Source organism: Paraburkholderia sp. BL6669N2 (assembly GCF_003387275.1).
In the GTDB taxonomy this organism is placed as follows: Bacteria; Pseudomonadota; Gammaproteobacteria; order Burkholderiales; family Burkholderiaceae; genus Paraburkholderia.
This window is the reverse complement of sequence record NZ_QUNA01000002.1, coordinates 4196632-4222768: the sequence shown is the minus strand read 5'-3', so window position 1 is coordinate 4222768 and position 26137 is coordinate 4196632. Positions and strand designations below refer to the sequence as shown.

Below are 26137 nucleotides of genomic sequence, written 5' to 3'. Positions count from 1 at the left end.
GGCAAGGAAAGAATCATGCGCACCTACCCGCGTAACAGCCCGCAAGCCGCAGCACGCATCGTCGCGCTGGCTCTCACTGCGGACGGCCACGTGTGCAGTTCGGAAGAGCGTGTGCTGCAGAGATTGAATATCGCCGGCGAACTCGGTCTCGCGCCCTCGCAATTCGAGCAGATCGTGCAGACGCTGTGCGAAGACCACTCGGTCGCGCATCTGTCGTTCGCGCCGCCGGTGGGCCGTCTCGACCCGACCATGCTCACGACCTTGATCGACGAGATCGACGATCCCACGTTGCGCCGCAAGGTCATTCGCCTGTGTGTCGCCGTGGCGGTCGCGGACGACTATCTGGCGGACGGCGAAATCGCCCTGCTCGCCGCCATGTTGAACGCGTGGGGACCCGACCTGACGCCGGCCGTCAACCGTCACGGACTGCCGTCGCGCGTCATGCGCGGTTATCAGCGCGCGCCGGCCACCACCTGAGAAGCGAGCCCGTGATGTTGCCCGCGACGCGATCGGATGGCGTGAATCTCCTCGATCACGCCATCGGCGCGGCCGAGCCAGCGCAGGCCCCGCAGCAGCGTCAGATCTTCCGCGCCGAGTTCCGCGAGTGGAAACACGCCGAGGCCGCGCGCGGCGAACACCGCCATGAGCGCGCTGTCCTCGAATTCGCCGACGATGCGCGGCCGGATGCCCTGCGCGTCGAACCAGCGGTCGAGACGCGCGCGCAAGGCGGCGTGCCGGGTCGGCAGAAGCACGGGCACCTCCGCGAGACACTGCGGAAAGCCCGCGCGCGCGGATTTGCGGACGATCTCGGTCGGGCCATACCAATCGACCGGCGAGCCAGCCAGGCGCTGGCTCAGCACGCGCAGGTCGGCATTGTGCGGCGCCGGCTGGCAAGCGAGCACGAGATCGAGCCGATGCAGCGCGAGTTCCGACATCAACTCCGCGTGCTCGCCCTCGTGGCATAGAAGCCTGAGCGACGGCGTGCCAAGCACCGGCGCCAGCAGCGCATGCGCCGCGAGCTTCGAAATGCCATCGGAAAGACCAACGGCGAGCCGTGCCACATCTTCTCCACCGGCCTCGCGCATCTCGTCGAGGAGCGCCTCGCCAAGCTGAAAAATCTGCTCCGCGCGATTGAACGCGGCCTCGCCGGCTTCGGTCATCGTGACGCCCCGTCCCGCCGGTTTCAACAATTGGCGCCCGATCGACTTCTCCAGCTCCCGCACCTGCGCGCTGATGGTCTGCACCGCCATATCGAGACGTTCTGCCGCACGCGCGAAGCCTCCCTCTTTCACTACTATCCAGAAATAATACAGATGCCGGTAATTGAGCATGGCGTGACACTTCGAAAAAAACGATATGTCGCTCAGAGTATCACTTGTTTATCCGAAGCCAGAAGATAGCGATCATGATCGCTAATCCAACGTTACCCGCATTCATCCGCTTACGGACACCATGGACACTCTGCTCACACTCGCTGCCGACCCGGCCGCATGGGCCGCGCTCCTCACGCTGGTCGTGATGGAAATCGTGCTCGGCATCGACAACCTGATCTTTATCTCGATCCTCAGCAACAAGCTGCCGGAAGCGCAACGCGCGCGCACGCAACGCATCGGCATCATGCTCGCGCTCGTCATGCGGCTCGGCCTGCTCGGCACGGTCGCGTGGATCGCGCAATTGACCGCGCCGGCCATCACGCTGTTCAGTCACGCGTTTTCGTGGCGCGATCTGATCCTGCTCGGCGGCGGCCTGTTCCTCGTCTGGAAGGCGACGCGCGAGATTCATCACCACGTGACGCATGCCGAGGAGCAACGCGACAAAGCGGGCAGCACCGTCCAGTTGACCGTGGCGGCCGCGATCGGCCAGATCCTGGTGCTCGATATGGTGTTCTCGGTCGACAGCATCATCACGGCTGTGGGCATGACGGAACACATGCCGATCATGTTCATTGCGGTGATCAGCGCGGTCCTCGCCATGCTGTTCGCAGCACGCCCGCTGTCACGCTTTATCGATCGCAATCCGACCATCGTCACGCTCGCGCTCAGCTTTCTGCTCGTGATCGGTATGACGCTGATTGCGGAAGGTTTCGGTTCGCATGTGCCGAAGGCTTACATCTACGTGGCGATGGCGTTCTCCGCGTTCGTCGAAGCGATGAACATGCTGGTGCGCCGCGCGAAATCGAATCGCGTGCTCAGTAGCGGGCAATAAGCGAAAAGCGCGTGACGGTTTTCCCGGATCGGGAGTTTGCATTCGCCCGGTCCAGCATGCGATGTCTTTCTACTCTTGAGGAGCAACGCTATGAAATGCCCTGTTTGCAAGACCACCGACCTGCTGATGACCGAGCGCCGCTCGATCGAAGTCGATTACTGTCCCGACTGCCGGGGCGTGTGGCTCGATCGAGGCGAGCTCGACAAGCTGATCGCGCAGGACGCGGCCCAACCCGACTCGCCGCCCGCCCCGCGCGCAAGCCACGACGGCCACCGGGAGCGGGATCGTTCGTACGACAGCCACCGCGGTTACGACGATCATCGATCGGGTTATCGAACGCAGAAGAAAAAGCGCTCCCTTTTCGACGTGTTCGATTTCGACTGAGCGCCGTCAGCCGTGAGGGAAAACGGGCCGGGCACGTTCCGGCACATATCGCACTAGCGTGCTTTGCCGCGAGCGCTCTTGCCGACGTTGCCGGCGCGGGGCGCGTCTTTACCGGCGGGCGCGGCGCCGCCGTTTATCTGTTCCATCCACGACAAGGCATCGACGTAGGACAGAAACTGCTTGAGGTAGCCCGGCGACACTTCGCTCATGAGCGAGAGCGCCCGATGCACGAGGCTGCTCGAATTGAGCGGGCCGGCGTTGCCCGGCACTTTTTCCAGCGACTGCCGCAGCTGCTTTTCCGTGCGGACCTTCGACCAGACGTCCCTGAAGTAATCGAGCGCGGGCATCTCGGGATAGGAAGCGGCGCGCGGCAACCCGCTCGCCGCGGGCACATGATCCTGACTCGCGATGTAGTCGACGAGGCTCTTCAGCGTCGCATGCGCGGGCTCGTCGGCGGCTTGCGCAGCAGTGTCATCAACCGGCAATGGCGCGGCGCGTTCGATGTGCCCGGCGTACGCGTCCAGCAGACCGGACAGCCTTTCGTCCAGAATCCGCCGCGCTTCGCCGCTATGGACGGCCGCGCGCCGTTCGAGCGCGTCGATGAAATGGAAGCGGACAGGATCGAGCCGATCGGCGCCGCGTTCGCGCCACGCGTCGAGCGTCGCACGGGCTCCGCTTGCCGGGTCGTTATCGCCCGCGTTACTCACGAGGCTTTACCGTCGAGGTCGACGGCCGCGGCACCGGCGCAATTTCCACGCGACGGTTTTTGGCGCGGCCCTGCTCGTCCGTATTCGAACTCACCGGTTGTCCGGAACCGAACGCCGCCGCAAACAGCGACGACGCGGGCACGCCGGCGTCGATCAGCGCGCGCGTCACCGTCAGCGCGCGCTGCGCCGACAATTCCCAGTTGTCCGCGAAACGGCGGTTGCCTTCGCGCAAGCGCTGATCGTCGGTAAAGCCGCTCACCATCAGGATTTCGTCATTGGCGCCGAGATACGCGGACAGCGGCCCGGCCAGACTCTTCAGCAAATCCCGGCCTTGCGGCTGCAATTGATCGGAGTTCAGCGCGAACAGCACATTGCCGCTGATCCCGATGCGCCCATTCACCAGCGTTACGCGCCCAGCCGCGAGCGGACCCGCGAGTGCCTGCTCGAGCGTCTTGCGGCGCTGCGTTTCCAGTTGACGCTGCTTGACTTCCTGCTCCAGCTTGCTCGACAGCTCCAGTTGCACGCCGATCACGCCCACGAGGATCAGCACGAAGGCGCCCAGCAGCACCGACATCAGGTCGCCGAAAACCGGCCAGATCGGCGCGACCTGCTCCACGCCGCCGTCGATGTCCTCGCTCATGCCGCTTCGGCTCCCGCTGACGCACGCCGGGCGGCAAGCTGCTGCAGGTCTTCGACGATCTGCTTCTGCGACAGCACGCTCAGATCGATGACTTCCCGCGCCTGCGCCACGTAGTACGCGAGTTGTTCGTCGCTGCGCGCGAGGGATTTGTCGAGCGCAGTTTCGATACGCTGCAGGTGCGTCACCAGCTTGTCGTTCGACTCGCCGAACACTTGCACGGCGGTGCCGAACGCGTCGCCGAGGCTCGCCACTTCGACGGCGCTGCCGGTGACTTGCGCGGCCACCAAACCCAGCTTGCCGGTTTCGAGTTCGATCTTGTCGGTGAAGCGCGTGCCGACGCGTTCCAGCAAATCCGCCGATGTCGCAACGAGCGCATCGACGGCCGTGCGCTGCTCGGTGGATGCGTGATTGACGGCGTCGAGCAGGGTTTCCAGCGTTTCCAGCAAGCGGCTGCGCTCCTGCAGCATCGCGGTATCGCGGACCATGCTGTCGGAGAGCTTCTGACGCAATTCGGCGACGACTTCCGCCGCGGCCTTGGGCGCTTCCGAAGCCGCTTGAACGAGTTGGCCAATCTCGGCGATCGTCTCGCTGGCGTGGGCCTGCGTTTGGGCGGAGATGTCGCGCGCGGTTTGCGCCAGCGTCTCGCAAATTTCCTGCTGACGGCTCGCGGTGCGCTCGCCCGCCTGTTCCCATTCCGCGCTCAAGGTCCTGGCCATCGCAGCGAGCGCTTCAGTCCAGGCGGCCAGTCGCTGTTGATCTCGCGAGGCCAGTTCGGCTTGCAGATTTGCCGCGGCCTTCGGCGCTTCCGCCGCCGCCTGCACGAGCCGGTCGATTTCGGCGATCGTATTGCTGGCGTGCGCCTGCGTTTGGGCCGAAATATCGCGTGCGGTTTGCGCCAGCGCCTCGCAGATTTCCTGCTGACGACTCGCGGTCTGCGCGCCGGACTGCGCCCATTCCTTGCTCAACGTGGCGGCTATCGCGCCGAGCGTCTCGGTCCAGGCGGCCAGACGCTGCTGGTCTCGCGAAGCCAGTTCAGCCTGCAGACTCGCCGCCGCTTTCGGCGCTTCGGCCGCCGCCTCGACGAGCCTGTCGATCTCCGCGATCGTGTTGCTGGCGTGCGCTTGCGTCTGTGCCGAGATATCACGCGCGGTTTGCGCCAGCGTCTCGCAGATTTCCTGCTGACGGCTCGCGGTTTGCGCGCCGGACTGCTCCCACGCCTTGCTCAATGTCGCCGCCATCGCACCGAGTGTTGCAGTCCAGGCGGCGAGCCGTTGTTCATCCTTCAAAGCCAGTTCGGTCTGCAAGTCCGTGTGCGACTGACCCACGCCACGCAACAGAGACGCCGCGTGCTGCTCGAAAGTCGCGGCAGCCGCCGCCAATGCCTGCTGGTTGTTCGCCGCGAGCTTTTCGCCGACGCTCTCCTGACGCGCCAACGCCTCGTTCCAGGCCTTCGAAACGTTGCCCGCCGTGCTTTCCAGCCGCGCGGAAACGCCGTCCAGCAGGCCGGCCGAGCGTTGCTCGAAAGTGTCGGTGAAGCGATCCAGCGAAGCGCGCAGATGCTGCGTCAGTTCCTCGCTCGAACGCTGATGTCCCGCCAATGCCTTGTTCCAGATATCCGCGACGGTCGCAGTGGTCGTCTCGAAGCCGCTCGACAGCCCGTCCAGTTGCCGCTGCACGGCGTGCGTAACGGTGTCGTGCAACGCGCTCGTCTCGCGCGCGAGGCCGGCCATCGTAGCTTGCATGACCGGCTGCAGCGCCGCGCCGGCGGCGCGCGTGCTGTCCGCCACGCTCTCCTTCAACGACTGCTCGACCGAACTCGCGAGGCGCGCATAAGCGGCCTCGGCCCTGCCGTGGAAAGCCTCCTGGCTGGCAATCTGCCGCTCGTTCAAGGCGAGGCTTTGTTGCTCGATGGCCGACATCATCGTCTGCAGACGGTCGACCAGCGTGGGCATCACCTCGGATTGACGCTGCAGGAGCCTGAAGGCCTCTTCGCGCTGATGACTCTGCGAGTAGATGCGCAGGGTCGTCGCGATCTTCACGTCGAGCATCTGCGCGGCCTGCAGGCGTTCGCGCCGGCACAGCGCGGACAGCAGCCCCAGCATCGCGGAAGTCGCCACGCCCGCGATGGAGGTGCCGAACGCAAAGCCCAGACCCTTGACCGGCGCGGCGAGCGAAGCGCGGATCGCCTGCAGGTCGGTCGCGCTTTCCAGCGCCATGCCGGTGCCGCGCAAGGTCACCACCATGCCGAGCAACGTGCCGAGCATGCCCAGCAGCACCAGCAAGCCGACCAGGTAAGGCGTGAGCGCCGGACCCGGCAAGGCCACCCGCTCGCCCTCGATGCGCAGGCGCGCCGCGCGCCGCAGGCTCGGATGCAAGGGCTCGAGCCATGCGCCGAGACTCGGCGGCGGCCCGGATAGCCCAGCAACCGCCTGCGTGAGCGTGGCGGTCGCCTGGTTGTAGCGGTGCAATTCGAGCGAACCCGCCAGATAGCACACGCCGATCAATAAGGTGACGGCGAGCGCCAGCGGGTTCGAACCGAGGTAGCCGGCGGCGATCCAGCACACAGCGGCCAGACCAGCCAAAAACACAACGAGATCAAAACGATATCTGGACATAGTGTCCCAGTTAGCTGGCGCGAAGGGCGGCGAGCAACCCTTCGACCGGTTGTAAACGAATATCCAGTTCGGCAAGCAACACGGTTTGCATGTCCTTGCGGAACACATTCAGCCATGCGCCGGCGGTGAGCGCCGCGGCGTTGCTGGCTGCGTCGCCGGCGGCTTCGTCCGACACCTGGGCGGCGGCCAGCGCCGCCTGCTCGGCCGCGCGCAAGCGCTCGAAGTGCCCGGCCAGCAACGCGGGTATGGCGGCCAGCAGATTGCGCTCGCGCTCGCTCAGCGCGCGCTCCATTACCGCGTCCACCACGGCGAGCCGCGCCATGGCGGGTGTTCTGGTGGCCAGCATGCCCCGCAGGCGGCCGCGCAGATTGCCGATCGCCATTTCCATCGACTGCTGGAGGGAGAGATAGCGTTGACGGAACACCGCGTAATCGGCCACCGGCTGGGCGGGCGCACTCTGCGACGACGCATGCGCGGACGCGCGTACGGACCCGCGCCGCCTGTCGGCCGCGAACACGCTATCGCCCGTGATGGTCTTCGCCAGCGAACTGCGCGCGCGGACGTACTCCGACTCCTCCGCGCCGCCGAAGCCGCGCGCGCCGGCGGCAACGGCGGGCGGGTTGCCGTTCAGTACCGAGGACAGCGCAATGGCGTCGGTCCAGCCGAGCCATTGGCTGAGCCGGTCCGAGAGCGATTGCCTGGATTCGGGAACATCGACATCCGCGAGGCGTGCCAGTAGGCGAATGAGCGCCGGGCCGCTGAGGGCGGTGCGCTGGGGGGGTTGCAACATACCACCGGAGGCAAAAAAGTCGCCAGTTTACACGCTGTCGACGCCTGAGCGGCTGCAAGTCGATTCGCAGGCCGTGCGCGAGGCGCATTTTACTTGAGCGGCGGAGTGGTCGAGCGCCGAACCGGCCGGCTCAGGTCGGATAAGACGAACGACTCCATGTAAGATGAACGCCCGCCTCAACGCGCCTGTGGACGGCGCCGCGCGACCCGAACGTTTGTCCACTGGATCGCGGCACTCTTCGAACAAAGCGACTCTAAGCGAGGCCTATAAGCAGAATGAAATTCGATACCGTTGTGCTCGGAGCGGGCATTGTCGGCGTGTGCATCGCCGCGCATTTGCAGAAACGCGGCCGCCAGGTCGCGCTGGTCGATCGCAAGCTGCCCGGCAACGAGACCTCGTTCGGCAACGCCGGGTTGATCCAGCGCGAAGGCGTTTATCCCTACGCGTTTCCTCGCGGACTCGGCACGTTGCTGCGCTATGCGCGCAACCAGTCGCCCGACGTTCGTTACCATGCCGACGCGATCCTCAAGACCGCGCCATTTCTCTGGCAGTACTGGCGCAACTCTCATCCAACGCGGCACGCCGCCATCGCGAAATCGTACGCGACGCTGATCGAGCATTGCGTGAGCGAGCACCGCGCGCTCGCCGCCGAGGCCGGCGCGAGCGCGCTTTTACGCCCGATCGGCTGGATGAAAGTGTTCCGCACCGCAGCGGCTCATGACGCGGAAACCCGGCTCGCCGAACGGTGGCATCGCGAATATGAAGTCGAGTTCGAAGCGCTCGACGCCGCCCGCCTGCAACAGCTCGAACCCGATCTGGACAAGACCTTGCTGGGCGGCCTGCGCTATCCGGATTCCGATTCTGTGAGCGACCCGAACGCGCTCGTCACCGCCTACGCCAGATATTTCGAAGCGCTCGGCGGACGGTTTTTTATCGGCGATGCGGATACGCTGCGCGATGGCTGGCACGTCGACACGGAAGCGGGAACGATCTCCGCTTCATCCGCGGTCGTGGCGTTGGGGCCGTGGTCGGAGCGCGCGAGCACGCGCCTGGGTTACCGCTTGCCCCTCGCCGTCAAACGCGGCTATCACATGCACTACGCGCCGCAGGGCACGGCACGCCTGAATCATCCGGTGCTCGACGCGGAAGGCGGCTACCTGCTCGCGCCCATGGCACGCGGCATCCGCCTGACGACGGGCGCGGAGATCGCGGATCTCGAAGCGCCCAAAACGCCGACGCAACTCGCGGCGGTCGAGCCGGTCGCCCGCACGCTGTTCCCCTTGGGCAAGCGTCTCGACGACGAACCCTGGATGGGCCGCCGTCCTTGTACTGCGGACATGCTGCCGATCATCGGGCCCGCGAAAAAACATGCGGGCTTGTGGTTCGCGTTCGGCCACGCGCATCACGGGCTGACGCTGGGTCCGATAACCGGCCGTCTGCTCGCTGAAATGATGACGGGCGAAGCAACGCTCGTGGACCCGCGGCCGTTCGGTGTGGAACGATTCGCACGGCACGGTTAGCGCTGCGGGCCGCAATAAAAAAACGCCGCGGACAAACAAGCTCCGCGGCGTTGCTCTACCTCGACATCAATCGTTCAGGCCGCGGCCACCACCCTGCGCGGCGACAGAACCGACACGACAAAGCTCACGACGATATTGACCGTCAGTGCGATCAGCCCGATATACACCGGATAGACCGCGTCGCCGAAATGCAGGGCGTACACCGGCTTGAGGCCTTGCGAAATCGCCAGTCCGGTTCCGAGCACGATCCCGGCCAGCCAGCCGAGGAACAGGCCCGGCGTGTTCAAACGACGCGTGTACAATGAGAACACGATTGCCGGGAAGATCTGCAGAATCCACACGCCGCCCAGCAGTTGCAGGTCGATCGCGTACTGCGTCGGCAGGAACACGATGAACAGCAGCGCGCCGAACTTCACGACCAGCGAGACGATCTTCGCGGTGGAAGCCTCGCCTTCCGGCGAGATATTCGGCGAAACGAGCGGACGCCACAAATTGCGCGTGAACAGATTGGCCGCACCGATCGACATGATCGCCGCGGGCACCAGCGCGCTGATCGCAATCGCCGCCGCCGCGAAGCCGACGAACCACGACGGGAACAGCGTGTTGAACAGCGCCGGCACCATGTCCGAGGCCGACTTCACATGCACGCCGGCCGCAATCGCCATATAGCCGAGCAACGCGATCAGACCCAGCAGCAGCGTGTACGCCGGCAGGAAGATCGCATTCTTGCGCACCGTATTCGCCGACGAGGACGACAGCACCGCCGTCATCGTATGCGGATACATGAACGCCGCCAGCGCCGAGCCCAAAGCCAGCGACGCATACGCGGTGAATTGCGTCGGCTTCAGAATGATGCCGGTCGCGCCGCCCTTGGCCTTGAAATACGTATCGGCCGCGTCGAACACATGCGCATAGCCGCCGAGCTTGGCCGGAATCAGCCACACCGCCGCGATCACCACGATGTAGATCATGATGTCCTTGACGAACGCGATCATGGCCGGCGCGCGCAGGCCGCTGGCATACGTATACAACGCGAGAATCACGAAGGCGACGATCAGCGGCATTTCGCCGGTCACGCCGAGCCCCTTGATCACGACCTGCATGCCCACCAGTTGCAGCGCAATGTATGGCATGGTCGCGACAATGCCGGTGATCGCGACAGCCGCCGGGAACCACTTGCCGCCGTATTCGCCCTGCACGTAGTCGGCTGCCGTGATGTGGTTTTTCGCGTGAGCGATCTTCCACAGTTTCGGCATCACGGCGAACACGAACGGATAAACGATGATCGTGTAAGGCAACGCAAAGAAGCCATACGCGCCGACCGAATAGACCAGCGCGGGCACTGCGATCACCGTATAGGCGGTATAGAAATCGCCGCCCACGAGGAACCATGAAATGACCGTGCCGAACTGGCGGCCGCCCAGGCCCCACTCGTGCAATTGCGTCAGGTCGCCCCGTTTCCAGCGCGCGGCAAAGAAGCCGATCACGGTGACGAGAACGAAGAACGCGATAAAGACGGTCATCGCAACCGGATTCACAGGATTGACGTCGCTCATTTGACACCTCGGTACACGGCGTAAATCAGTAGCGAGGTCAACGGCACCCACAAGAACTGATACCAGTAGAAGAAAGGAAAGCCCGCGAACGACGGACGCGTGTCGTTATAGAACGGCAGCCACAGCAGTGCGATGTACGGAAGCAGCAGGATCAGCCATAGCCATGAACGGCCGGCAGGTTGGGATGTCTCCACAATCGTCTCCTAAGTCTATTATTGACACCACGCGCCACGACTCGTGGTCCGGCACGCGGAAACCGGGTAGCGGGTATGAGCCGGCAAACCGGGTGCTTATTACGCCACGCGACGCGCGCGACGGTGGGCGCAGCCGCCTGCAAGGCGCACTATGCCGTGGGGATGTAGTATTCGCCTTCGTGAGCGTCCTCACAAGCGCGCAACTACGTAAGCCGGCTACGTAGTACTACGTAGCCGGTTAGCCGTCTTTTCAACGATGAAACTGAAAGCCAAGATTGTCCTGCTGGCGATCGTGCCCTTCCTGGCCGCCATCGCGAGCATCGAAGTGGGTGTGCAACGGCAGGCCACGGCGCTCGCCGAGACGCAACACGCGAGCACGCAGGCCGCGTACATGGCCAGCAAGGAGATCGAGCTCAAGCATTACGTCGAGCTCGCCACCACCGCGATCGCGCCGCTCTACGACGCCGGCCAGGACAATGCGCGCGACGACGCGACGCTGCGCGCACGCGCGCTCGACGTGCTGCAGAAAATGGACTTTGGCACGGACGGCTACTTCTTCGTCTACGACATGCACGGCCGTTCGTTGATGCATCCGCGCGAGCCGGACCTCGTCGGGCGCGATCTGTGGGAACTGCGCGATCCGCAAGGCACGCTGACCATTCAGCAACTGCTCGCCGCAGCCTCGCGCGGCGGCGGGTATGTGCGCTATCTGTGGCATCGTCCGTCGACGGGCAAGGTGGCGTCGAAACTCGGCTACGTCGTGCCGCTGCAGCGCTGGGGCTGGATGATCGGCACCGGCATCTATCTCGACGACGTGGATAACACGCTCGCGCGTATCGACGAACGCGCGGCCGCCAATATCGATCGCACGATGAAATGGATCGACGCGATCGCCGTTGCCGGGCTCGCCGTGATCGCGCTGTGCGCGCTCGTGCTCAACGTCACTGAATACCGCAGCGCGGATGCCAAGCTGAAACGGCTCGCGCAGCAGGTGGTGGAGTCGCAGGAAAACGAACGGGCGCGCCTGTCGCGTGAATTGCACGACGGCATCAGCCAGATGATGGTCTCCGTGAAGCTGCTGCTCGAATCCGCGCTGGCGCGCTTCGAGCGCAGCGAAGTGCGCGTGCCCGCGGCAGAGGCCGCACTCACCACCAGTCTCACGCGGCTTGGCGATACCTTGCGCGAAGTACGGCGCATTTCTCACGCGCTGCGTCCGTCGATGCTGGACGATCTCGGCGTGGCGGCCGCGCTGGAACAACTCTCGCGCGAACTCAGCGAGCAGTCGGGCATCGAGATCGGCTTCACGCAGATCGCGCACACGCACGCGGCGGCTTTGCCCGATGCGGTCAACACCGTGCTGTTCCGGATCGCCCAGGAGGCGTTGACGAATATCGTGCGCCACGCGCACGCGTCGAGCGCGGCGCTCGCGCTGGAAATATCGAACGACGCGGTCACGCTGAACATCGCGGACAACGGGCGCGGTTTCGACGTGACGCATGTGTTCGTCGGCCGGCGCTCGGGCGTGGGTCTGCGCAACATGCGCGAGCGGCTCGAAGCGCTGGGCGGCACACTGTCGCTTAGCTCACAAGCCGGCCACACGCTCGTCACCGCGCGCGTGCCACTGGGATCGACCGAGCCGGCATTGCCGGCCTTGCAGGAAACCTGACCATGAACGACGCCTCACCCGCTATCGCCCGTCTGATTCTCGTCGACGATCATCCGCTCGTGCGCGACGGTTTGCGCGCGCGGCTCGAAGCGGTGCGCAACCTCGAAGTGGTCGGCGAAGCGGGCAATGCGCAGGAAGCGCTCGCCCTCGCCGCGAGCGCGGAGCCCCAGCTCGTGCTGATGGATGTAGGCATGAACGGAATGAGCGGCATCGCGCTGGCCGGCATGTTTCACGAGCGCTTCCCGGCAATTCGCGTGCTCATGCTGTCCATGCACGACAATCTCGAGTACGTGACCCAGGCGGTACGCGCGGGCGCGAGCGGCTACGTGCTGAAGGACTCGCCCTCCACCGAAATCATCCAGGCCATTGGCGCGGTGCTCGAAGGCAAACAGTTTTTCAGCGCGGGACTCGGCGCGCGTCTGATTCAGGCTTCGGCGATGCAGTCGCCCGTCGAACGGCTCACGCCGCGCGAGCGCGACATTCTCGATGCGCTTGCCGAAGGGTTGTCGAGTAAGCAGATCGCCCAGCGCAACGATCTCTCCGTGCGCACGGTGGAAACGCATCGGCTGAATCTGAAACGCAAGCTCGATATTGAAGGCCAGGCCGAGTTGATCAAGTTCGCGGTCGAAAACCGGCGCACGAACCGGTGAATACCTGAGTGATGAAGATCAGCGATCGTCGCATAATCGGCGCTGCATACACTCAACCACTGCTATCGTTCCGTCCACTCTACTCAACGCCCAACGCCTGGAGCTGATGAGGATGAAACGCACGATCCCATTGCGGCTAGCGAGTCTGCTGATCTGTTTCGCCGCAACTGCCATTCACGCCCATGCCGAACCGGCGCGCGTCAATCGCGGCCACGATCCGTTCTTTCAGATCTCCAAAGCGATCGGCGATTGTCCGGTGCCATTGGGGCCGCTCGAAACCGAGAAAGAATGGCTCGACGACAGCCATTATCGGATCGAACGCGGCAATAGTTGCTGGGTGGAAGGCCGCTGCCGTTTATCGAACGCCTATCTGTACGACGTGGAAATCGCCGAGGCGGTGCAGCGTCGCCTCACCAACATCAATTTCGCCACGCACTGGCGCGAACAGTCGACGCTCTGGCTGACGCTGCAACGCCGCTTCATCTACGTGGAAGGCTGCGTTGCGCCGGGCTTCGATAAGCAGAGCTTCCTCACCGAACTCGCGAAAACCGCGGACGTCGAACGTGTGATCGACGATACCGTCACCAATCCGCACGCCGTACAACTCCCCTACAAAACGCTTGCGAATCCGGACAAGCCCGTGCTCAATCCAGGCAACTAGATCTACGCTCAAAGGCTAAATGCGGTGCTTGGCTGATACCCGTTATCACGCTGCAACGCCTATATCGGCAATCGAACAAAGCAACGCAGAAATCGAACTTTGGGCGTTCTGGCGTCATTGCTACCATCGGCGGCCCGACATATCCGGTCCGCACAACAATGACAACGCAACGATCGCTGCGCCCTTCTTTTCGTCCTCGCATGATCGGCGCCGCCGTCGCCAGTCTCATCGCTCTCGCCTCCTGCGGCGACGACAATCTGCCCGGCCCGACGCCCACACCCGTAGTCGCCCAGAAGCGCCCCAACATTCTGTACATCATGGCCGACGACCTCGGCTATTCCGACATCCACGCGTTCGGCGGCGAAATCAACACGCCCAATCTGGACGCGCTAGTGCAATCGGGCCGTATCCTGACGAATCACCACACGGGCACCGTTTGCGCGATCACGCGTTCCATGCTGATCTCCGGCACCGATCACCATCTGGTCGGCGAAGGCACCATGGGCGTGCCGACCGATGAGCGCAAAGGTCTGCCTGGCTATGAGGGCTATCTGAACGATCGCGCGCTCTCCGTTGCGCAACTGCTGAAGGACGGCGGTTATCACACGTACATGGCCGGCAAATGGCATATCGGCTCGGGCATCGTCGGCAGCACGACGGGCGGCGGACAAACGCCCGACCAATGGGGCTTCGAACATAGCTATGCACTGCTTGGCGGCGCCGCGACCAATCACTTCGCGCACGAACCCGCGAACTCGCGGAACTACACCGAAGACGGCAAATACGTGCAGCCCGGTCAGCCGGGACAACCGGGCGGCGTGGGTGGCAGCCCCGCAGTGTTCTATTCGACCGACTTTTATACGCAGCGTCTGATCTCGTACATCGATTCGAACAAGGGCGACGGCAAGCCGTTCTTCGCCTACGCAGCCTACACGTCGCCGCACTGGCCGCTGCAAGTACCCGAGCCTTATCTGCACAACTACGCCGGCAAATACGATGCCGGTTACGACGCGATCCGCAACGCGCGCATCGCGCGACAAAAAGCGCTCGGCATCATTCCGAACGACTTCGTGCCGTACGGCGGCGCATCGGAAACGCTCGTCGCCACGGCGGCCACGGCGACCAACGGCACGGTGAACGCGAAGTACGTGAGCGCCGTGCATAGCGCGGCGCAAGGCTATACCGACTATGGCGCGGGCACGGTGAACAAGACATGGGCGAGCCTCTCGCCCGCCGAGAAGAAGGCCCAGGCGCGATATATGGAAATCTACGCGGGCATGGTCGAGAATCTCGATCACAACATCGGCCTGCTGATCCAGCACCTGAAGGATATCGGCGAGTACGACAACACCTTCATCATGTTCCAGTCGGACAACGGCGCGGAAGGCTGGCCGATCGACTCCGGCGCCGACCCGACCGCGACCGACACCGCCAACGCCGCCGATCCGGTTTACTCGGCACTCGGCACCGACAACGGCAAGCAGAACGCACAACGTCTGCAATACGGGTTGCGCTGGGCCGAAGTCAGCGCCACACCGTTCCGTCTGACCAAGGGTTATTCGGGCGAAGGCGGCGTGTCCACGCCGTTGATCGTCCATCTGCCGGGTCAGACCACACAGAAGCCGACATTGCGCGACTTCACGCACGTCGCTGACAATACCGCGACGTTCCTCGCCGTCGCACAGATCTCGCCGCCAACGCAGGCCGCGCCGCCGCTCATCAATACGCTCACCGGCGTCGATCAGAACAAGGGCAAGGTGGTCTACAACAACCGCTACGTGTATCCGGTCACCGGGCAGTCGCTGCTGCCGCTGTTGAACGATCAGGCGACGAGCGCGGTGCACACCGCGTCGTTCGGCGACGAAGCCTACGGCCGCGGCTATCTGCGCAGCGCCGACGGCCGCTGGAAAGCGTTGTGGACGGAACCGCCGCTCGGCCCCGTGGACGGTCATTGGCAACTGTTCGACATGAGCGCCGATCGCGGCGAAACGCAGGACGTGTCGACGCAGAATCCCTCGGTGATCGACGGTCTCGTGCAGCAGTGGAACAGCTATATGAGCAGCGTCGGCGGCGTGGAACCGTTGCGTCCGCACGGTTACTACTGAGCACGCAATGACCGTCAGATTCAGTTTGAAGAGCAACGCGACGCTGTACAGCATCTACGCCGCGATCGCCACGGTCGCGTTCGCCGCCGCTTTTACCGCCGCGACGGCCGCTTCGGCGGTCTTTAGCGGCGTTGGCAAGCAAGGCGCGTTCGATGAACTCAACACGTCGCGCCCGTTGGCCGCACTTGGCTCCGAGCAGCAATGCGAGCGCTACGCCGGCTTACCCTCGCGTTGGCGCGACGATCCGAAAGCCGGTATGGTGCATCTGCGTGGCGGCGACTTCGTATTCGGCAGCAAGCTCGGTTACGAAGACGAGCGTCCCGCCGGCGACGGCAAGACGCGCGTCGCCGGTTTCTGGATCGATCAGACCGATGTGACGAATGCGCAGTTCGCGGCGTTCGTGAAGGCGACGGGCTACGTCAGCGATTCGGAGCGCCAGGGCGGCGCCGTGGTGTTTCACACGCCGACACGAGACGAGATGAACGCGCGCGATCTCGCATGGTGGACATGGGTGAAAGGCGCCGCATGGAATCATCCGACCGGACCCGGCAGTACGCTCGAAGGCCGTCAGAATCAGCCCGTGACGATGGTCACGCAAGCCGACGCGCTCGCCTACGCACGCTGGCTGGGCCGCGATCTGCCCACCGAGGCCGAGTGGGAATACGCGGGCAAAGCAGGCCGCGAAGGCGCGGACCTCGACACCGCGCCGCGCGACGAACACGGCAAACCGAGCGCGAATTACTGGCAAGGTGTGTTCCCCGTGCTCAATACGAATGAGGACGGTCACGTCGGTCTCGCGCCCGTCGGCTGCTATGCCGCCAACGACTTCAAACTCTACGACATGATCGGCAATGCATGGGAATGGACCAGGGACGTCTACACGGGTCCGCACCAGTCGCACACCAACGGCGACACCGCGGCGGTCGCACCGCTCAGCCGCAAACACGACACGCCGATGGTCATCAAAGGCGGCTCGTTCCTGTGCTCGCGCGACTATTGCGTGCGCTATCGGGCCGCGTCGCGCGAACAGCAGGAAGCGGATTTGCCGGCGTCGCATATCGGTTTTCGCACGGTGTTGAGGGACGCGTCATGAAGGCTCGGCGATTCGTGACGGCGGCGTTGCTGGTCGCTGCTTCGATGGTTCAGCACGTGCAAGCCGCCGCGCCGCAAGTCATCAAAGTGGGTGTGAGTCCGGGCACGCATGCCGAGATCATGGACGAAGTGCGCCGCGTGGCGGCCAGTCGCGGCCTCACGCTGGACGTGGTCGTATTCGATCAGCCCGAACGTATCGACGCCGCGCTCGCCGCGAAGCAGATCGATGCGGCGAGTTTCGAGGACGAGCCACGCTTCGACGCCCAGCGCAAACAGCACGGCTTTGCGCTGACGAGCGTCGCCACCACCGTGACGTTTCCCATCGCCTTGTACTCGCGCAAACTGACGAATCTTGGCCAGTTGCAACGCGGCGCGACGATCGCGATTCCTGACGACCGGGAAGGCACTGCGCGCGCCCTGATCCTGCTACAGAACTTCACGTTGCTGACTTTCAGGGACACGGCCGGCCTTCACGCGACTCTCGCCGACATCACGAGCAACCGGCTGAATCTGCGGATCCGCCAGGTGCCGCGCGCACGTCTGTTCGACACGCTAGATAGCGTGGCCTTCGCCGTGATCGATAGCGACGACGCGGCGCGCGCGGGTCTTTACCCGGCGCGCGATAGCCTCGGTCTCGAAGATGCGCGCTCGCCCTACGCCAACGTGTTGACGGTGCGAGACGCCGACCGCACTCAGCCTTGGGTTGCGCAACTGGTGGCCGCTTACCATTCGCTCGACGTCGCGCATTTCATTCTGACGCGCTATCAGGACTCGGTGCGACGGCCGTGGTGAACGCTTTCTCGTTCGTGTGCACGGCGTGCGGCAAATGCTGCAATAGTCCGCCGGCCATGGCACTGCCCGAGTTGTTCCGGCATCGCGACCGGATCATCGGCTGTATTGCGATCGGCCGCGTGCCGCGCAGGCGCGTGGGTGAGCGATTGCGCGTGGGTCGGCATGAAACCGTGCTCGACGCGGCCGATATCGCCGCCTTCGATTCGATCGCTGACACGCTGCTCTATCGAACCGGCGACGTCTTCAGCATCATGACGCAGGGCTACGATTACCCTCCACTGGCACGCTGCCCCGCACTCGCTGACGACGGACGCTGCGCCATCCATCTGAATGGCAAACCGGTCACGTGCGAAGTGGTGCCGCTCGATCCGCTCGTACCGGATACGTTGCAACATCTCGTGTTAGCTGGACGCAATCAGAGCGCCGCGTACCTCGGCACCGATTGCATTCAGGAAGGTGAGCGCGCGGACGCCGTACTAATGACCGCGGACGGCGAGATAAAAGACGCGAATGCGACGGACGCTTTGGCGCGCCGCCGCCGCGCGCTCGAAAGAGAACGCGAGGTGTGGGGCCGTACCGTATTCGAATCGCTCCGCAAAGACCTGTTCGATTCGCCCGCCGCGTTGGCGCGCATTCCGGCCGGCGGCTTTCTGACGATTTCGATTGTGCCGGCACTATTGGCCGTCGCGAGTACTTCGTCGCGTTGCCGACAGTTATGCGTCGACTATATCGACAGTCAACTTGCGCTGATCGACCGCAGTATCGAGCAAGCGCTGTTGCGACGCCGCCTGGACGATCGTCCCGTGACACAGGAGTTGCGCGGATTCGCTCTTGCATATCAACGTGCAAAAGCGCTTCTTGGCACACCGCTGCCTGCCATGGAAGTGGAAAGCGGCGCGCGCCCTTCTCTATCACCTATCGAAGCCTATCTCTCTGGCGCAGGTCGGTAATCAGAAGATTCGTCAGAGCTGCGAATCCAGCAGCGGGACAAACTTCTCGATCAGCTTTTCCGTAAATGGCCGATGCATCCATGCTTCGAGCGTGATCTGTTGCGACTTCTTTATATCGTCGGCGAAAGCGGCGGTCTGCTGCCTGGCGAAGTCGCGGTCGTAAATATTCAGATTCGCTTCGTCGTTGAGCTTGAACGAACGGTTATCGAAATTGGTCGAGCCGACTGAAACCAGGTATTCGTCCACCACCAGCAATTTGCAGTGAAACATGGTCGGCTGATACTCGTACATTTCCACGCCCGCTTTGAGCAGATCGCCCCAGCACGCGCGCGATGCTTCCCGCACGGTATGCGTGTCGATCCGTTTGCCGGGCATGATGATCCGCACTTTCACGCCGCGTTTCGCCGCCTCGACGATCGCGTTAATGGTCAGCTTGTCAGGAACGAAATAGGCACTCGCCAGATGAATGGAGTGCGTCGCCGCCGTGATCGCCATTAGATACATTAACTGCATGTCGTCGCTGCCGCCCGAGGGCGAGCTGCTGAACATATGCGCGAGGCCGTCGCCCATTGGCTCGACATCGGGAAAATACGCTGGGCCGTGCAGCACATTGCCGGTTGCCTTGACCCAGTTGTCCATGAATACGGCCTGCATGTGGCCAACCACCGGACCCTCCACGCGGAAATGCGTATCGCGCCAATGCTTTTCATCCTGGGCGTGGCCGGTCCACTCCGGCGCAATACCCACACCGCCCGTAAAGCCGATATGGCCGTCGATCACCAGCAGTTTGCGGTGCGTGCGATCGTTCATGCGGCCCAGACCGGTCCAATGGGGCTTGTGATACTGAATCACTTCCGCGCCGGCATCGCGAAGCATATCCAAATAGCGCTTATCCATTTTCGACGAACCGACCCAGTCGAGCAGCACATGCACCGCGACGCCCTCGCGCGCTTTATCCGCGAGCGCCTGCGCAAACTGCTCGCCAATCTCGCCGGACCAATAGATAAAAGTTTCAAATGTAATCGTTCGACGTGCGGAACGGATGCCTTCCAGCATCGAGGGAAAAATGTGGTCGCCGTTCAGCAGCATCTCGAAGCGATTGCCCGAAATGACCGGCGGCCCAAGCAGCAGACCCATTGAGCGAAGGAATTGCGGATCGTCGCTCGCGTAAAGGCGATCGATCTTATGCTCGATCTTCTTCTCGCCGCTCGATAAATTGGCAATCACCAGGATGATGACGAGCGTGACGAAAGCAGTAATCGGAATCGTCAGCATGCGTGGCCTCGATGCTAATAGGCGGGACGTGTCGCGTGCGCGTCCTGCGGTTTGACGAACATTCCGGACCTCGGCCCGGCCTTTACGACGAACGCAGGACGCATTGCGCGTGCCCAATGCAGGCCCGCACCTTGCTACTCCATCCCGTTACCTGACTAGTGAGAACGCTTCCCGGGAGGCTATTTCGCCCGCGCCGTAGACACCGACCACCGTATAGTCCGACGCCACGCATTCGAATGTGGAGGCCTGAAACGTGATGACGAAATGGCGCAGCGCGGGACTTGTCGATGCCACCGCCGCAAGCTCCGTCACCAGCGACGAATTCATGACTTCATGAACCGAATAGCCGGCGAGACCCTGCGAGGCGAGCGGGTGAATCTCGAGATCGGCGTCGCCGGGCGGACCCAGACGATGAAATACGGCGTCCGGAAATAGCACTGCGCAAAATGGATCGTCGTCGGGATCGAATGGTCCGAACCGCTCGAAGTCGGACTCCGCGATCGGATAAGAGAGAATGACCCGGCGGTCACTCGCGACGATAAAGGGTTCGGCGGCATCTTCTGCCGGATAAGGAACGGAGTCCAGCAGGACGACCTGGTCTTCCTGCTGGGTTGATTCAAGCGTACGGGTCATCTACTTTACGACTCGGTTGCGCTCATGCGCCGGCTGACGCCGGCGCTGCTGCGGGCGTGGCCGCGGCACTCGTCGCGACGGTTCTTTTGGCCGCGGCCTTGCGAACCGGTGCTTTCCTGGCTGCCTTGGCCACGACGCTCTTCTTCGCCGCGCCCTTCTTTGCTGCTACTTTCTTAGTTGCCGCAGTGGCTTTCTTTGCAACCGTCTTTTTGGCCGCGCCTGCTTTCTTCGCCACGACTTTTCGGGCTGCGGCTTTCTTGCTCACTACGCCGCTAGCTGCCGCCGATTTCACTTTACCGGCCTTCTTCGCAGCTTTGTGACCCGCATCCGCCACAGTTGCCGAGGCGCTATCGATCAGGAATCTGGTGCGGTCCTTGACGGTGGCAAGCCATGCCGGCGCCGGGCCGCGGCCGCTCCAGGTCGCGCCTGTTTTCGGATTGATGTACTTGGGCGGTTGCGCGCCTTTCGGCTGACCTTTGCTGCCTTTCGCCTGGGTGACAGCACTCTTCGCCGCCGACTTCAGTTCGCTCGCGCCTTCGATCAGGAACTGCGCGCGATCTTTCACGCCGGCAATCCAACCCGGCGCGCGGCCGTGGCCCGTCCAGGTCGCGCCGGTTTTATGGTCGCGGTACTTTGCCAATGACTTACCGGAGCTCACGGCTTTCGCCTTGCCACCGCCGTTCAAGCCTCTCGCGGCGCGCCGGGCTTTTGCCTTGGCCTCGATATCCGCGGTAGTCAGGCCATGCTTGAGCATCAGATCACGAATCTGGTCGACCGCGACTTGCGCTTTCCTGGCCAGAAGGACGTCAGCTTGCGCCTGAAGCTTTTTAAGCTTTGCCTGGATTTGCTCTAATGTGGGCATTTGATTGCTCCTTATGTGGTAATCGATCGAACTATGCCACGAATGACGCGAGAAAGGCAGATCGGCGTGACTATAAAAACACGGCTCTGAGTCGATCATGCATTCGGTGGAGTACGAACTTTTCGGGTTCTTTACTTCGTCGCCACACTTTTCTGACTTTTTTCTTTGCCACTCTCCCTTCCCTTTTACTGTCCTTCCAATTCCTGGCCGGCGATCGACGACGGCATTGTGTCGCACTGAAAGGCAGCCCCCGTGCATCGCGGCAAGAGCCGCTTCTACTATAGGCAAGCATTAGGAGATTCAAAGGGCAGTAGTACATTTTTTATTGCCTGAGTACGTTTGCACGTCCACCCGCTCTTATAAAAACACTTTTTCAGCCATGAGACGCGGGCTTCCCGCGAGGCAATGCGCTATGCGGCAGCGTCGTAACCCCGCGTTACCAATCTCGCAGCGCTGTTTCACCTGTGTCCGGACCGCCCTTCTACACTCCAAACCGTAACTCGACGCAAAGCTCTGGAAAACCCGCAAGGGTGAACCTAGGGCAATCGGAAGCACCGCACTTCGATATGCAAGGAGAAGGCAAATGAACAAGAAGATCATCGGCGCGGTATTCGGTCTGGCAGTGCTGGCGGCATCGTCGGCAGCCTCGGCACACGTGGATGTGGCGGTCGGAGTCGGTATTCCAGTCGGCGTGGTTGCAGCGCCGCCGCCCGTTTATGTCGCGCGGGGCCCGGCTCCGGTGCCGGTTGTTTACGGCGGCTACGGTGACGGGTACGGCTACGGTGACTGGCACGCACGCGAATGGCGCGAACGTCGTGAATGGCGCGAACGCGAATGGCGCCGCGAGCACTGGCGCGAACATGAATGGCGTGAGCGGCACTGGAACGGCTATTGAAATGAGGCCGTATAGCACCATGTTAGAACCCCTCTTTAATTGCACGGTACTTTTCAGATGAAAGCTGGTTACATCAGAACCGCCCTCGCGGCGGTGGCGCTTACTTCGGCTGCAGTCGGCACGGCAAACGCGGCCGGCTGCATGAAGGGGGCAGTTGTAGGCGGGGTGGCGGGACACTATGCCGGACATCACGCGGTGGCCGGCGCGGTCGGCGGCTGTCTGGTCGGGCGGCATATGGCCAAAAAGCATGCGGAAGAACAGGCTGCGCAACGTCAGCAGGCCAGATTGCAATAACCCGGGTTCGGGGCGCTCGCGCCCCGTTCAGGCGATTCGCAATCCGTGCGTGGGCAGAATCTCCTGCGTGGTCACGAAGCGGTGCTGTTTGACCGCGTCGTGAAATAGACGGTAATCGCTTTTCTCAAAAGCGTTCGTCCACTCGGGCTTCTCGCCGGTATCGTCGCCGAACATCAAACCGGTGGCCATGTACTTCCAGGAGCCGGGACCTTTTGGCACATAGTCCGGAATCGACTCTTTCAAACCCGGAATGCCGCCCGCCTTCACGACGCGGCAAATGTGCCGCAAGCGATCGTTGTCGTCCTCGAGCCGGTTCGTATTGAGCAGGTTCGTGAGCACGTCTGTCACATCGTCCGGCATGCCGGGCAGGTTCTCGAAGTCTTGCCGACCCGCCAGATAGGCACGCACCGCGCGGCACGCCATTTCGGCTGCCTGCACGAAATCCGGCAGATTGTGTCGCTGGACGAACTCGTTTCTACCGTCGATGTAATGCCATTTCGCCCACGGCTGGTCAGGATAGTGCAAGGCAGCACCGTGACCGACGGGCAGCGCAACGGTCAGCACATCCTCCTCGATGTGTTCGAGCAGGTGCTCGCTGGCGAGTCTGAGTTTGGCGAACCAGCCTTTGCGGGTGCAGTCCTGAGCCTCCAGCAGATGAACCCGATTCCACGGACTTTCGATCCCGGCGAACCCCTGATGCGCCCATGTATCGACATACGTGTGAAGCGTCACGCCCAGGCGATGCAGTCCCGTTTCGGTGTCCCGGCGCAGGATGGCGCGCCGCACCACCTCACGCGCGACCGCGCTATCCGGCCGGCACACGGCCTTCTCGTGCAACGTCGAGCCCTCGGCCGCCGGCAGAAAATGAAAGGGCGTCCACACCAGCCGGTTCTTGTCGTCCTCCGTGGTGGCGTAATCGAACAACTTGTGCGCGGTGGCGAAGCGTTCGAACGTCTCGCCGCCCTTGAAGCGTAATATGCCCGCGGTCGTCGCATCGTCCACATATTGGCAGGCGTGCGCCACGGTGATCGCGTGGTCGGCCGGCATCCCCGCCACGCGGGCGGCAATATAGATGACACCGTAGTGAAAGTCGATATTCATGGCTGGCGCTCCTGAAGCGCGACGAATGACGACGGGGATTCTGGACTGAGCAGCGAGGGGGATGCCGTGTCGGCGCGTGAGTAGATAGTAGACGACCGAACGCACCAGGACTTTAAAAAAACGCTCGCCGCCCTGTTTCGGGCCGAGTCCGCTACGCGCGCGCCGCCAAATAGACTTGCAACAATCTTTCCGCTTTTATTATTTGCACTGTCCGGCGGCTCGGCTATGCTGTGTGCCATTGGAAACCATTCGTAATGCGAAAGGGCATAACCGGACCGCACCACTCTCCCGTCCAAACCTTCGGGCAGTACACGCTAACGCAAAGGACAATCCCCGTGAAACTCGACAAGTGGAAAGAAGGCGCCAGTCCGGAACGGCGCAAGTTGATACGCAGCAAGCTTCACGTCTTGCTGGCCACGATCGGCACCCTGGCGTCCGTGGTGGGCATCTGCGTGGCCATTAACGGCGGACTTGAATTCAATCGCACCAAAGTTTTCATCGGAGTCGGCATTACGGTCGTCTCCACGATCGTTTATATCTCGATGCTTTTCGCGCCGTCCGAGTGAAATCCGGCGTTCTCCAGTTGCGCAAAGACGCCGCTATCGAACGGGCAGTTACGACAGGTGGGTAATTTTCAGGCGGCTATTCCAATGCGAGTTCAGATACTCGAGCGCCAGCCGCCGGTGGCAATGGTGAGGTAAATGTTCACTGCAAAGCAGGCACGCCGAGCGGAATAGATCGACCTCCAGATTGCTTTCCACCCGGCGCCTGGCGATCAACTCGACGTAGGCCGCGGAGAATTCGTCCCACGTCAGTTCGTTGGCCTTATAGCGCTTGAACAAGTCGGGTTCCGGAGCCAGCTCAGGCATTTCCTGGTAAGCGGCGCCGCACAAGTTGTCGAGAAAGAAAGGCAAATCCTGTTTCTTCGCGAAGCCGGCCAATTGCGACGTGTTGCTCAGGCGAATGTCGAGCACAGTCCGCACCTCGGCGTTTTTCAGCAGATCGAAAAATTGCTGGGCCGTCTTGCCGGTAAATCCGATGCTGGCCACCTGTACGGCATTGTTTTCGCGCTTCATTGCGGGAGTACCTGGCAGTGGGCAGACGCAGTGCCCGGAAAAAGAAAAGCCCCGCTGCGAAATTCGGAGCGGGGCTCAGTCTCAGTTCACGTCGTGCTGCTTATTTGACGATGCCGACCAGTTCGACCTCGAAGGTCAGATCGCTATTCGGCGGAATCACGCCGACGCCGCGATCACCGTAAGCGGTCGCAGCCGGGCAGGTCAGTTTGGCCTTGCCGCCCACTTTCATCTTCTGCACGCCTTGCGTCCAGCACGGAATCACGCGATTTAGCGGGAACGTGGCCGGGCCACCGTGTTTCGCCGAGCTATCGAACTCAGTACCGTTGGCGAGCGTGCCGCGGTAGTTGACCTTCACGACATCTTCGGCAGCCGGTTGGGCTCCTGTGCCTTGCGTGAGGTGTTCGACCACGACGCCGGAAGGCAGTTTTTCGGTGGTGGGCGCGGCGGCCATTGCCGTCGAAGACAGAAGAGCAGCTGCGACCAATGCAACGATAGATTTCAAAGCGAGTCTCCAGATGGGTGGTGCGCCTCATTGTAACGGATCGCATGGGGCGCCTCGCTGCGCGCGCGAAAGTCCGCGAGCACTGTCTCGCGTTCGCGGACGTCGGCCAGCACGGCCGGATCGAGTAGCGCGGAAATCACTTCTTCACGCTCGCGGCTCGCTTCCACGATGACGTCGCCAGACGGGCTCCAGATCGCGCTCGCGCCGCACGTGGCCCAGCCGCCGGTGGTGCCGACATGATTCGACAGCAACGCGTACACGGTATTGTCGAAGGCCCGCGCGGGAAACCAGATGCGCGACTGATGGTAGCCGGTCTGCACGCTGAAGAGTGCGCTCACCAGATACGCGTGCGCGCCGTTGACCGCCGCATGCCGCGCATGCTCCGCAAAGCCCGAGTCGTAGCACACGCCGAGTGCGAGACGCCAGCCGTCGAGTTCGAGCATGCGGCCTTGCGTGCCCGGTCGATAGATCTTTGTCTCGCTGCTGTACAGGTATTGCTTGTGATACGAATCGAGCTGCGCGCCGGCACGGCTGAATACGAGGGAAGAGATATGCAGGCCGCCCTCGCCGCGCGTCGCCGCACCGACGATGACCGCGATTTCACGCTGCCGACAGATGGCCCGGATCGGTTCGAGCCGCGCGTCGTGTGCATCGAAAGCGTATTTTGCGGGATCGCCGGCGATCAGGTCGGGTTCGTAGCCGGTCAGGAATTTCTCGGGAAAAACCACCAGTTTTGCGCCGGCGTCGGCGGCCAGAGCGGTCAATTCGACCGTTCTGGCGATGTTGGCCGCGACGTCGCCGCACACCGGTTGTGCCTGTGCAGCCGCGATTCGCAATGAGGTTTGCGGCAGCAATGCCTGTGTGTGATTCAACGTGCGCTCCGTGATGAAAGGACTGTTGCGTTATGACTGCGCGCGTTCGACCTTGGATCGCGGCAGGCAATGCCCCGGCATTTAAACATGAGCGGCGCGC

28 protein-coding genes are annotated in these 26137 nt (G+C 62.8%); 14 read left to right on the top strand and 14 right to left on the bottom strand.

The genetic code is table 11. From position 1 onward, the window contains the following. Nucleotides 1-15: 15 nt before the first annotated feature. Nucleotides 16-477: a hypothetical protein gene (locus B0G80_RS41565; protein WP_106277154.1), complete on the top strand. Its 462-nt coding sequence runs from the start codon at nucleotides 16-18 to the stop codon at nucleotides 475-477. Here the strand turns inward: B0G80_RS41565 and B0G80_RS41560 are convergent. After that, nucleotides 453-1331 (bottom strand): LysR family transcriptional regulator, encoded by an 879-nt coding sequence (locus B0G80_RS41560; RefSeq protein ID WP_116123320.1) that lies wholly within the window; start codon nucleotides 1329-1331, stop codon nucleotides 453-455. The genes B0G80_RS41565 and B0G80_RS41560 overlap by 25 nt on opposite strands. 121 nt (nucleotides 1332-1452) lie before the next feature. Between B0G80_RS41560 and B0G80_RS41555 the strand changes: the two genes are divergently transcribed. Further along, complete coding sequence (locus B0G80_RS41555) at nucleotides 1453-2205, top strand: TerC family protein (protein WP_116123319.1); 753 nt, start codon at nucleotides 1453-1455, stop codon at nucleotides 2203-2205. A 90-nt stretch (nucleotides 2206-2295) separates the two neighbouring features. Beyond that, on the top strand, nucleotides 2296-2589 hold the full coding sequence (locus tag B0G80_RS41550) for a zf-TFIIB domain-containing protein (protein WP_116123318.1): 294 nt from the start codon (nucleotides 2296-2298) through the stop codon (nucleotides 2587-2589). A gap of 53 nt (nucleotides 2590-2642) precedes the next feature. On the opposite strand, the gene B0G80_RS41545 is transcribed toward B0G80_RS41550, so the two are convergent. The 4 genes from B0G80_RS41545 to B0G80_RS41530 are packed head-to-tail and all read right to left on the bottom strand — an operon-like array spanning nucleotide 2643 to nucleotide 7341. Then, complete coding sequence (locus tag B0G80_RS41545; protein WP_116123317.1) at nucleotides 2643-3296, bottom strand: DUF2894 domain-containing protein; 654 nt, start codon at nucleotides 3294-3296, stop codon at nucleotides 2643-2645. After that, nucleotides 3289-3936, bottom strand: coding sequence for an OmpA family protein (locus B0G80_RS41540; protein WP_116123316.1), 648 nt, complete (start codon nucleotides 3934-3936; stop codon nucleotides 3289-3291). The genes B0G80_RS41545 and B0G80_RS41540 overlap by 8 nt, the downstream gene beginning before the upstream one ends. Further along, entirely contained in the window at nucleotides 3933-6551 is a 2619-nt protein-coding gene (locus B0G80_RS41535) for a DUF802 domain-containing protein (protein WP_116123315.1), read from the bottom strand. Before B0G80_RS41535 ends, B0G80_RS41540 begins: the two co-directional genes overlap by 4 nt. A gap of 10 nt (nucleotides 6552-6561) precedes the next feature. Next, nucleotides 6562-7341: a DUF3348 domain-containing protein gene (locus B0G80_RS41530; protein WP_116123314.1), complete on the bottom strand. Its 780-nt coding sequence runs from the start codon at nucleotides 7339-7341 to the stop codon at nucleotides 6562-6564. A gap of 275 nt (nucleotides 7342-7616) precedes the next feature. Here B0G80_RS41530 and B0G80_RS41525 point away from each other — a divergent pair, with 275 nt between their 5' ends. Then, entirely contained in the window at nucleotides 7617-8861 is a 1245-nt protein-coding gene (locus B0G80_RS41525) for an FAD-binding oxidoreductase (protein WP_116123313.1), read from the top strand. A gap of 74 nt (nucleotides 8862-8935) precedes the next feature. On the opposite strand, the gene mctP is transcribed toward B0G80_RS41525, so the two are convergent. Then, nucleotides 8936-10417 (bottom strand): monocarboxylate uptake permease MctP, encoded by a 1482-nt coding sequence (mctP, locus tag B0G80_RS41520; RefSeq protein ID WP_116123312.1) that lies wholly within the window; start codon nucleotides 10415-10417, stop codon nucleotides 8936-8938. Next, on the bottom strand, nucleotides 10414-10611 hold the full coding sequence (locus tag B0G80_RS41515; RefSeq protein ID WP_012426370.1) for a DUF3311 domain-containing protein: 198 nt from the start codon (nucleotides 10609-10611) through the stop codon (nucleotides 10414-10416). The genes mctP and B0G80_RS41515 overlap by 4 nt, the downstream gene beginning before the upstream one ends. A 256-nt stretch (nucleotides 10612-10867) precedes the next feature. Here B0G80_RS41515 and B0G80_RS41510 point away from each other — a divergent pair, with 256 nt between their 5' ends. The 7 genes from B0G80_RS41510 (at nucleotide 10868) to B0G80_RS41480 (ending at nucleotide 18527) form a co-directional block, all read left to right on the top strand. Continuing rightward, the gene (locus B0G80_RS41510; protein ID WP_116123311.1) at nucleotides 10868-12277 is read left to right on the top strand and encodes a cache domain-containing protein; all 1410 of its coding nucleotides are present in this window, start codon (nucleotides 10868-10870) and stop codon (nucleotides 12275-12277) included. Nucleotides 12278-12279: 2 nt separating this feature from the next. Beyond that, on the top strand, nucleotides 12280-12927 hold the full coding sequence (locus B0G80_RS41505; RefSeq protein WP_106277134.1) for a response regulator transcription factor: 648 nt from the start codon (nucleotides 12280-12282) through the stop codon (nucleotides 12925-12927). Nucleotides 12928-13039: 112 nt separating this feature from the next. Next, nucleotides 13040-13588 (top strand): hypothetical protein, encoded by a 549-nt coding sequence (locus B0G80_RS41500; RefSeq protein WP_116123310.1) that lies wholly within the window; start codon nucleotides 13040-13042, stop codon nucleotides 13586-13588. A gap of 158 nt (nucleotides 13589-13746) precedes the next feature. After that, the gene (locus tag B0G80_RS41495) at nucleotides 13747-15693 is read left to right on the top strand and encodes an arylsulfatase (RefSeq protein ID WP_116123309.1); all 1947 of its coding nucleotides are present in this window, start codon (nucleotides 13747-13749) and stop codon (nucleotides 15691-15693) included. A 7-nt stretch (nucleotides 15694-15700) separates the two neighbouring features. Then, nucleotides 15701-16786: a formylglycine-generating enzyme family protein gene (locus tag B0G80_RS41490; protein ID WP_116123308.1), complete on the top strand. Its 1086-nt coding sequence runs from the start codon at nucleotides 15701-15703 to the stop codon at nucleotides 16784-16786. Next, nucleotides 16783-17577: a MetQ/NlpA family lipoprotein gene (locus tag B0G80_RS41485; protein WP_116123307.1), complete on the top strand. Its 795-nt coding sequence runs from the start codon at nucleotides 16783-16785 to the stop codon at nucleotides 17575-17577. Before B0G80_RS41490 ends, B0G80_RS41485 begins: the two co-directional genes overlap by 4 nt. Then, entirely contained in the window at nucleotides 17571-18527 is a 957-nt protein-coding gene (locus B0G80_RS41480) for a hypothetical protein (RefSeq protein WP_258879183.1), read from the top strand. Before B0G80_RS41485 ends, B0G80_RS41480 begins: the two co-directional genes overlap by 7 nt. A gap of 12 nt (nucleotides 18528-18539) precedes the next feature. On the opposite strand, the gene cls is transcribed toward B0G80_RS41480, so the two are convergent. The 3 genes from cls to B0G80_RS41465 all read right to left on the bottom strand — a co-directional run bounded on the left by cls (nucleotide 18540) and on the right by B0G80_RS41465 (nucleotide 21297). After that, nucleotides 18540-19802, bottom strand: a complete 1263-nt coding sequence (gene cls, locus B0G80_RS41475) for a cardiolipin synthase (protein ID WP_116123306.1) — start codon at nucleotides 19800-19802, stop codon at nucleotides 18540-18542. A gap of 147 nt (nucleotides 19803-19949) precedes the next feature. After that, nucleotides 19950-20435, bottom strand: coding sequence for a hypothetical protein (locus B0G80_RS41470; protein ID WP_116123305.1), 486 nt, complete (start codon nucleotides 20433-20435; stop codon nucleotides 19950-19952). A 22-nt stretch (nucleotides 20436-20457) separates the two neighbouring features. Continuing rightward, nucleotides 20458-21297, bottom strand: a complete 840-nt coding sequence (locus tag B0G80_RS41465) for an H-NS family nucleoid-associated regulatory protein (protein WP_116123304.1) — start codon at nucleotides 21295-21297, stop codon at nucleotides 20458-20460. Nucleotides 21298-21880: 583 nt separating this feature from the next. On the opposite strand from B0G80_RS41465, the gene B0G80_RS41460 reads away from it, so the two are divergent. Both B0G80_RS41460 and B0G80_RS41455 read left to right on the top strand, forming a co-directional pair. Further along, a complete protein-coding gene (locus B0G80_RS41460) occupies nucleotides 21881-22192 on the top strand; it encodes a hypothetical protein (protein WP_116123303.1) in 312 nt (103 codons plus the stop codon). Between the two features lie 57 nt (nucleotides 22193-22249). Further along, nucleotides 22250-22486, top strand: coding sequence for a hypothetical protein (locus B0G80_RS41455; RefSeq protein WP_116123302.1), 237 nt, complete (start codon nucleotides 22250-22252; stop codon nucleotides 22484-22486). A gap of 27 nt (nucleotides 22487-22513) precedes the next feature. On the opposite strand, the gene B0G80_RS41450 is transcribed toward B0G80_RS41455, so the two are convergent. After that, nucleotides 22514-23587 (bottom strand): DUF6765 family protein, encoded by a 1074-nt coding sequence (locus B0G80_RS41450; RefSeq protein WP_116123301.1) that lies wholly within the window; start codon nucleotides 23585-23587, stop codon nucleotides 22514-22516. Nucleotides 23588-23922: 335 nt separating this feature from the next. On the opposite strand from B0G80_RS41450, the gene B0G80_RS41445 reads away from it, so the two are divergent. Next, a complete protein-coding gene (locus B0G80_RS41445; protein ID WP_106277115.1) occupies nucleotides 23923-24153 on the top strand; it encodes a DUF2964 family protein in 231 nt (76 codons plus the stop codon). Between the two features lie 48 nt (nucleotides 24154-24201). Here the strand turns inward: B0G80_RS41445 and B0G80_RS41440 are convergent, their stop codons facing one another. The 3 genes from B0G80_RS41440 to B0G80_RS41430 form a co-directional block, all read right to left on the bottom strand. Beyond that, entirely contained in the window at nucleotides 24202-24663 is a 462-nt protein-coding gene (locus tag B0G80_RS41440) for a DUF488 family protein (protein ID WP_116123300.1), read from the bottom strand. Between the two features lie 100 nt (nucleotides 24664-24763). After that, nucleotides 24764-25165 (bottom strand): FKBP-type peptidyl-prolyl cis-trans isomerase, encoded by a 402-nt coding sequence (locus tag B0G80_RS41435; RefSeq protein WP_041759096.1) that lies wholly within the window; start codon nucleotides 25163-25165, stop codon nucleotides 24764-24766. Next, on the bottom strand, nucleotides 25162-26037 hold the full coding sequence (locus B0G80_RS41430) for a carbon-nitrogen hydrolase family protein (RefSeq protein ID WP_116123299.1): 876 nt from the start codon (nucleotides 26035-26037) through the stop codon (nucleotides 25162-25164). Before B0G80_RS41430 ends, B0G80_RS41435 begins: the two co-directional genes overlap by 4 nt. Nucleotides 26038-26137: the final 100 nt, after the last annotated feature.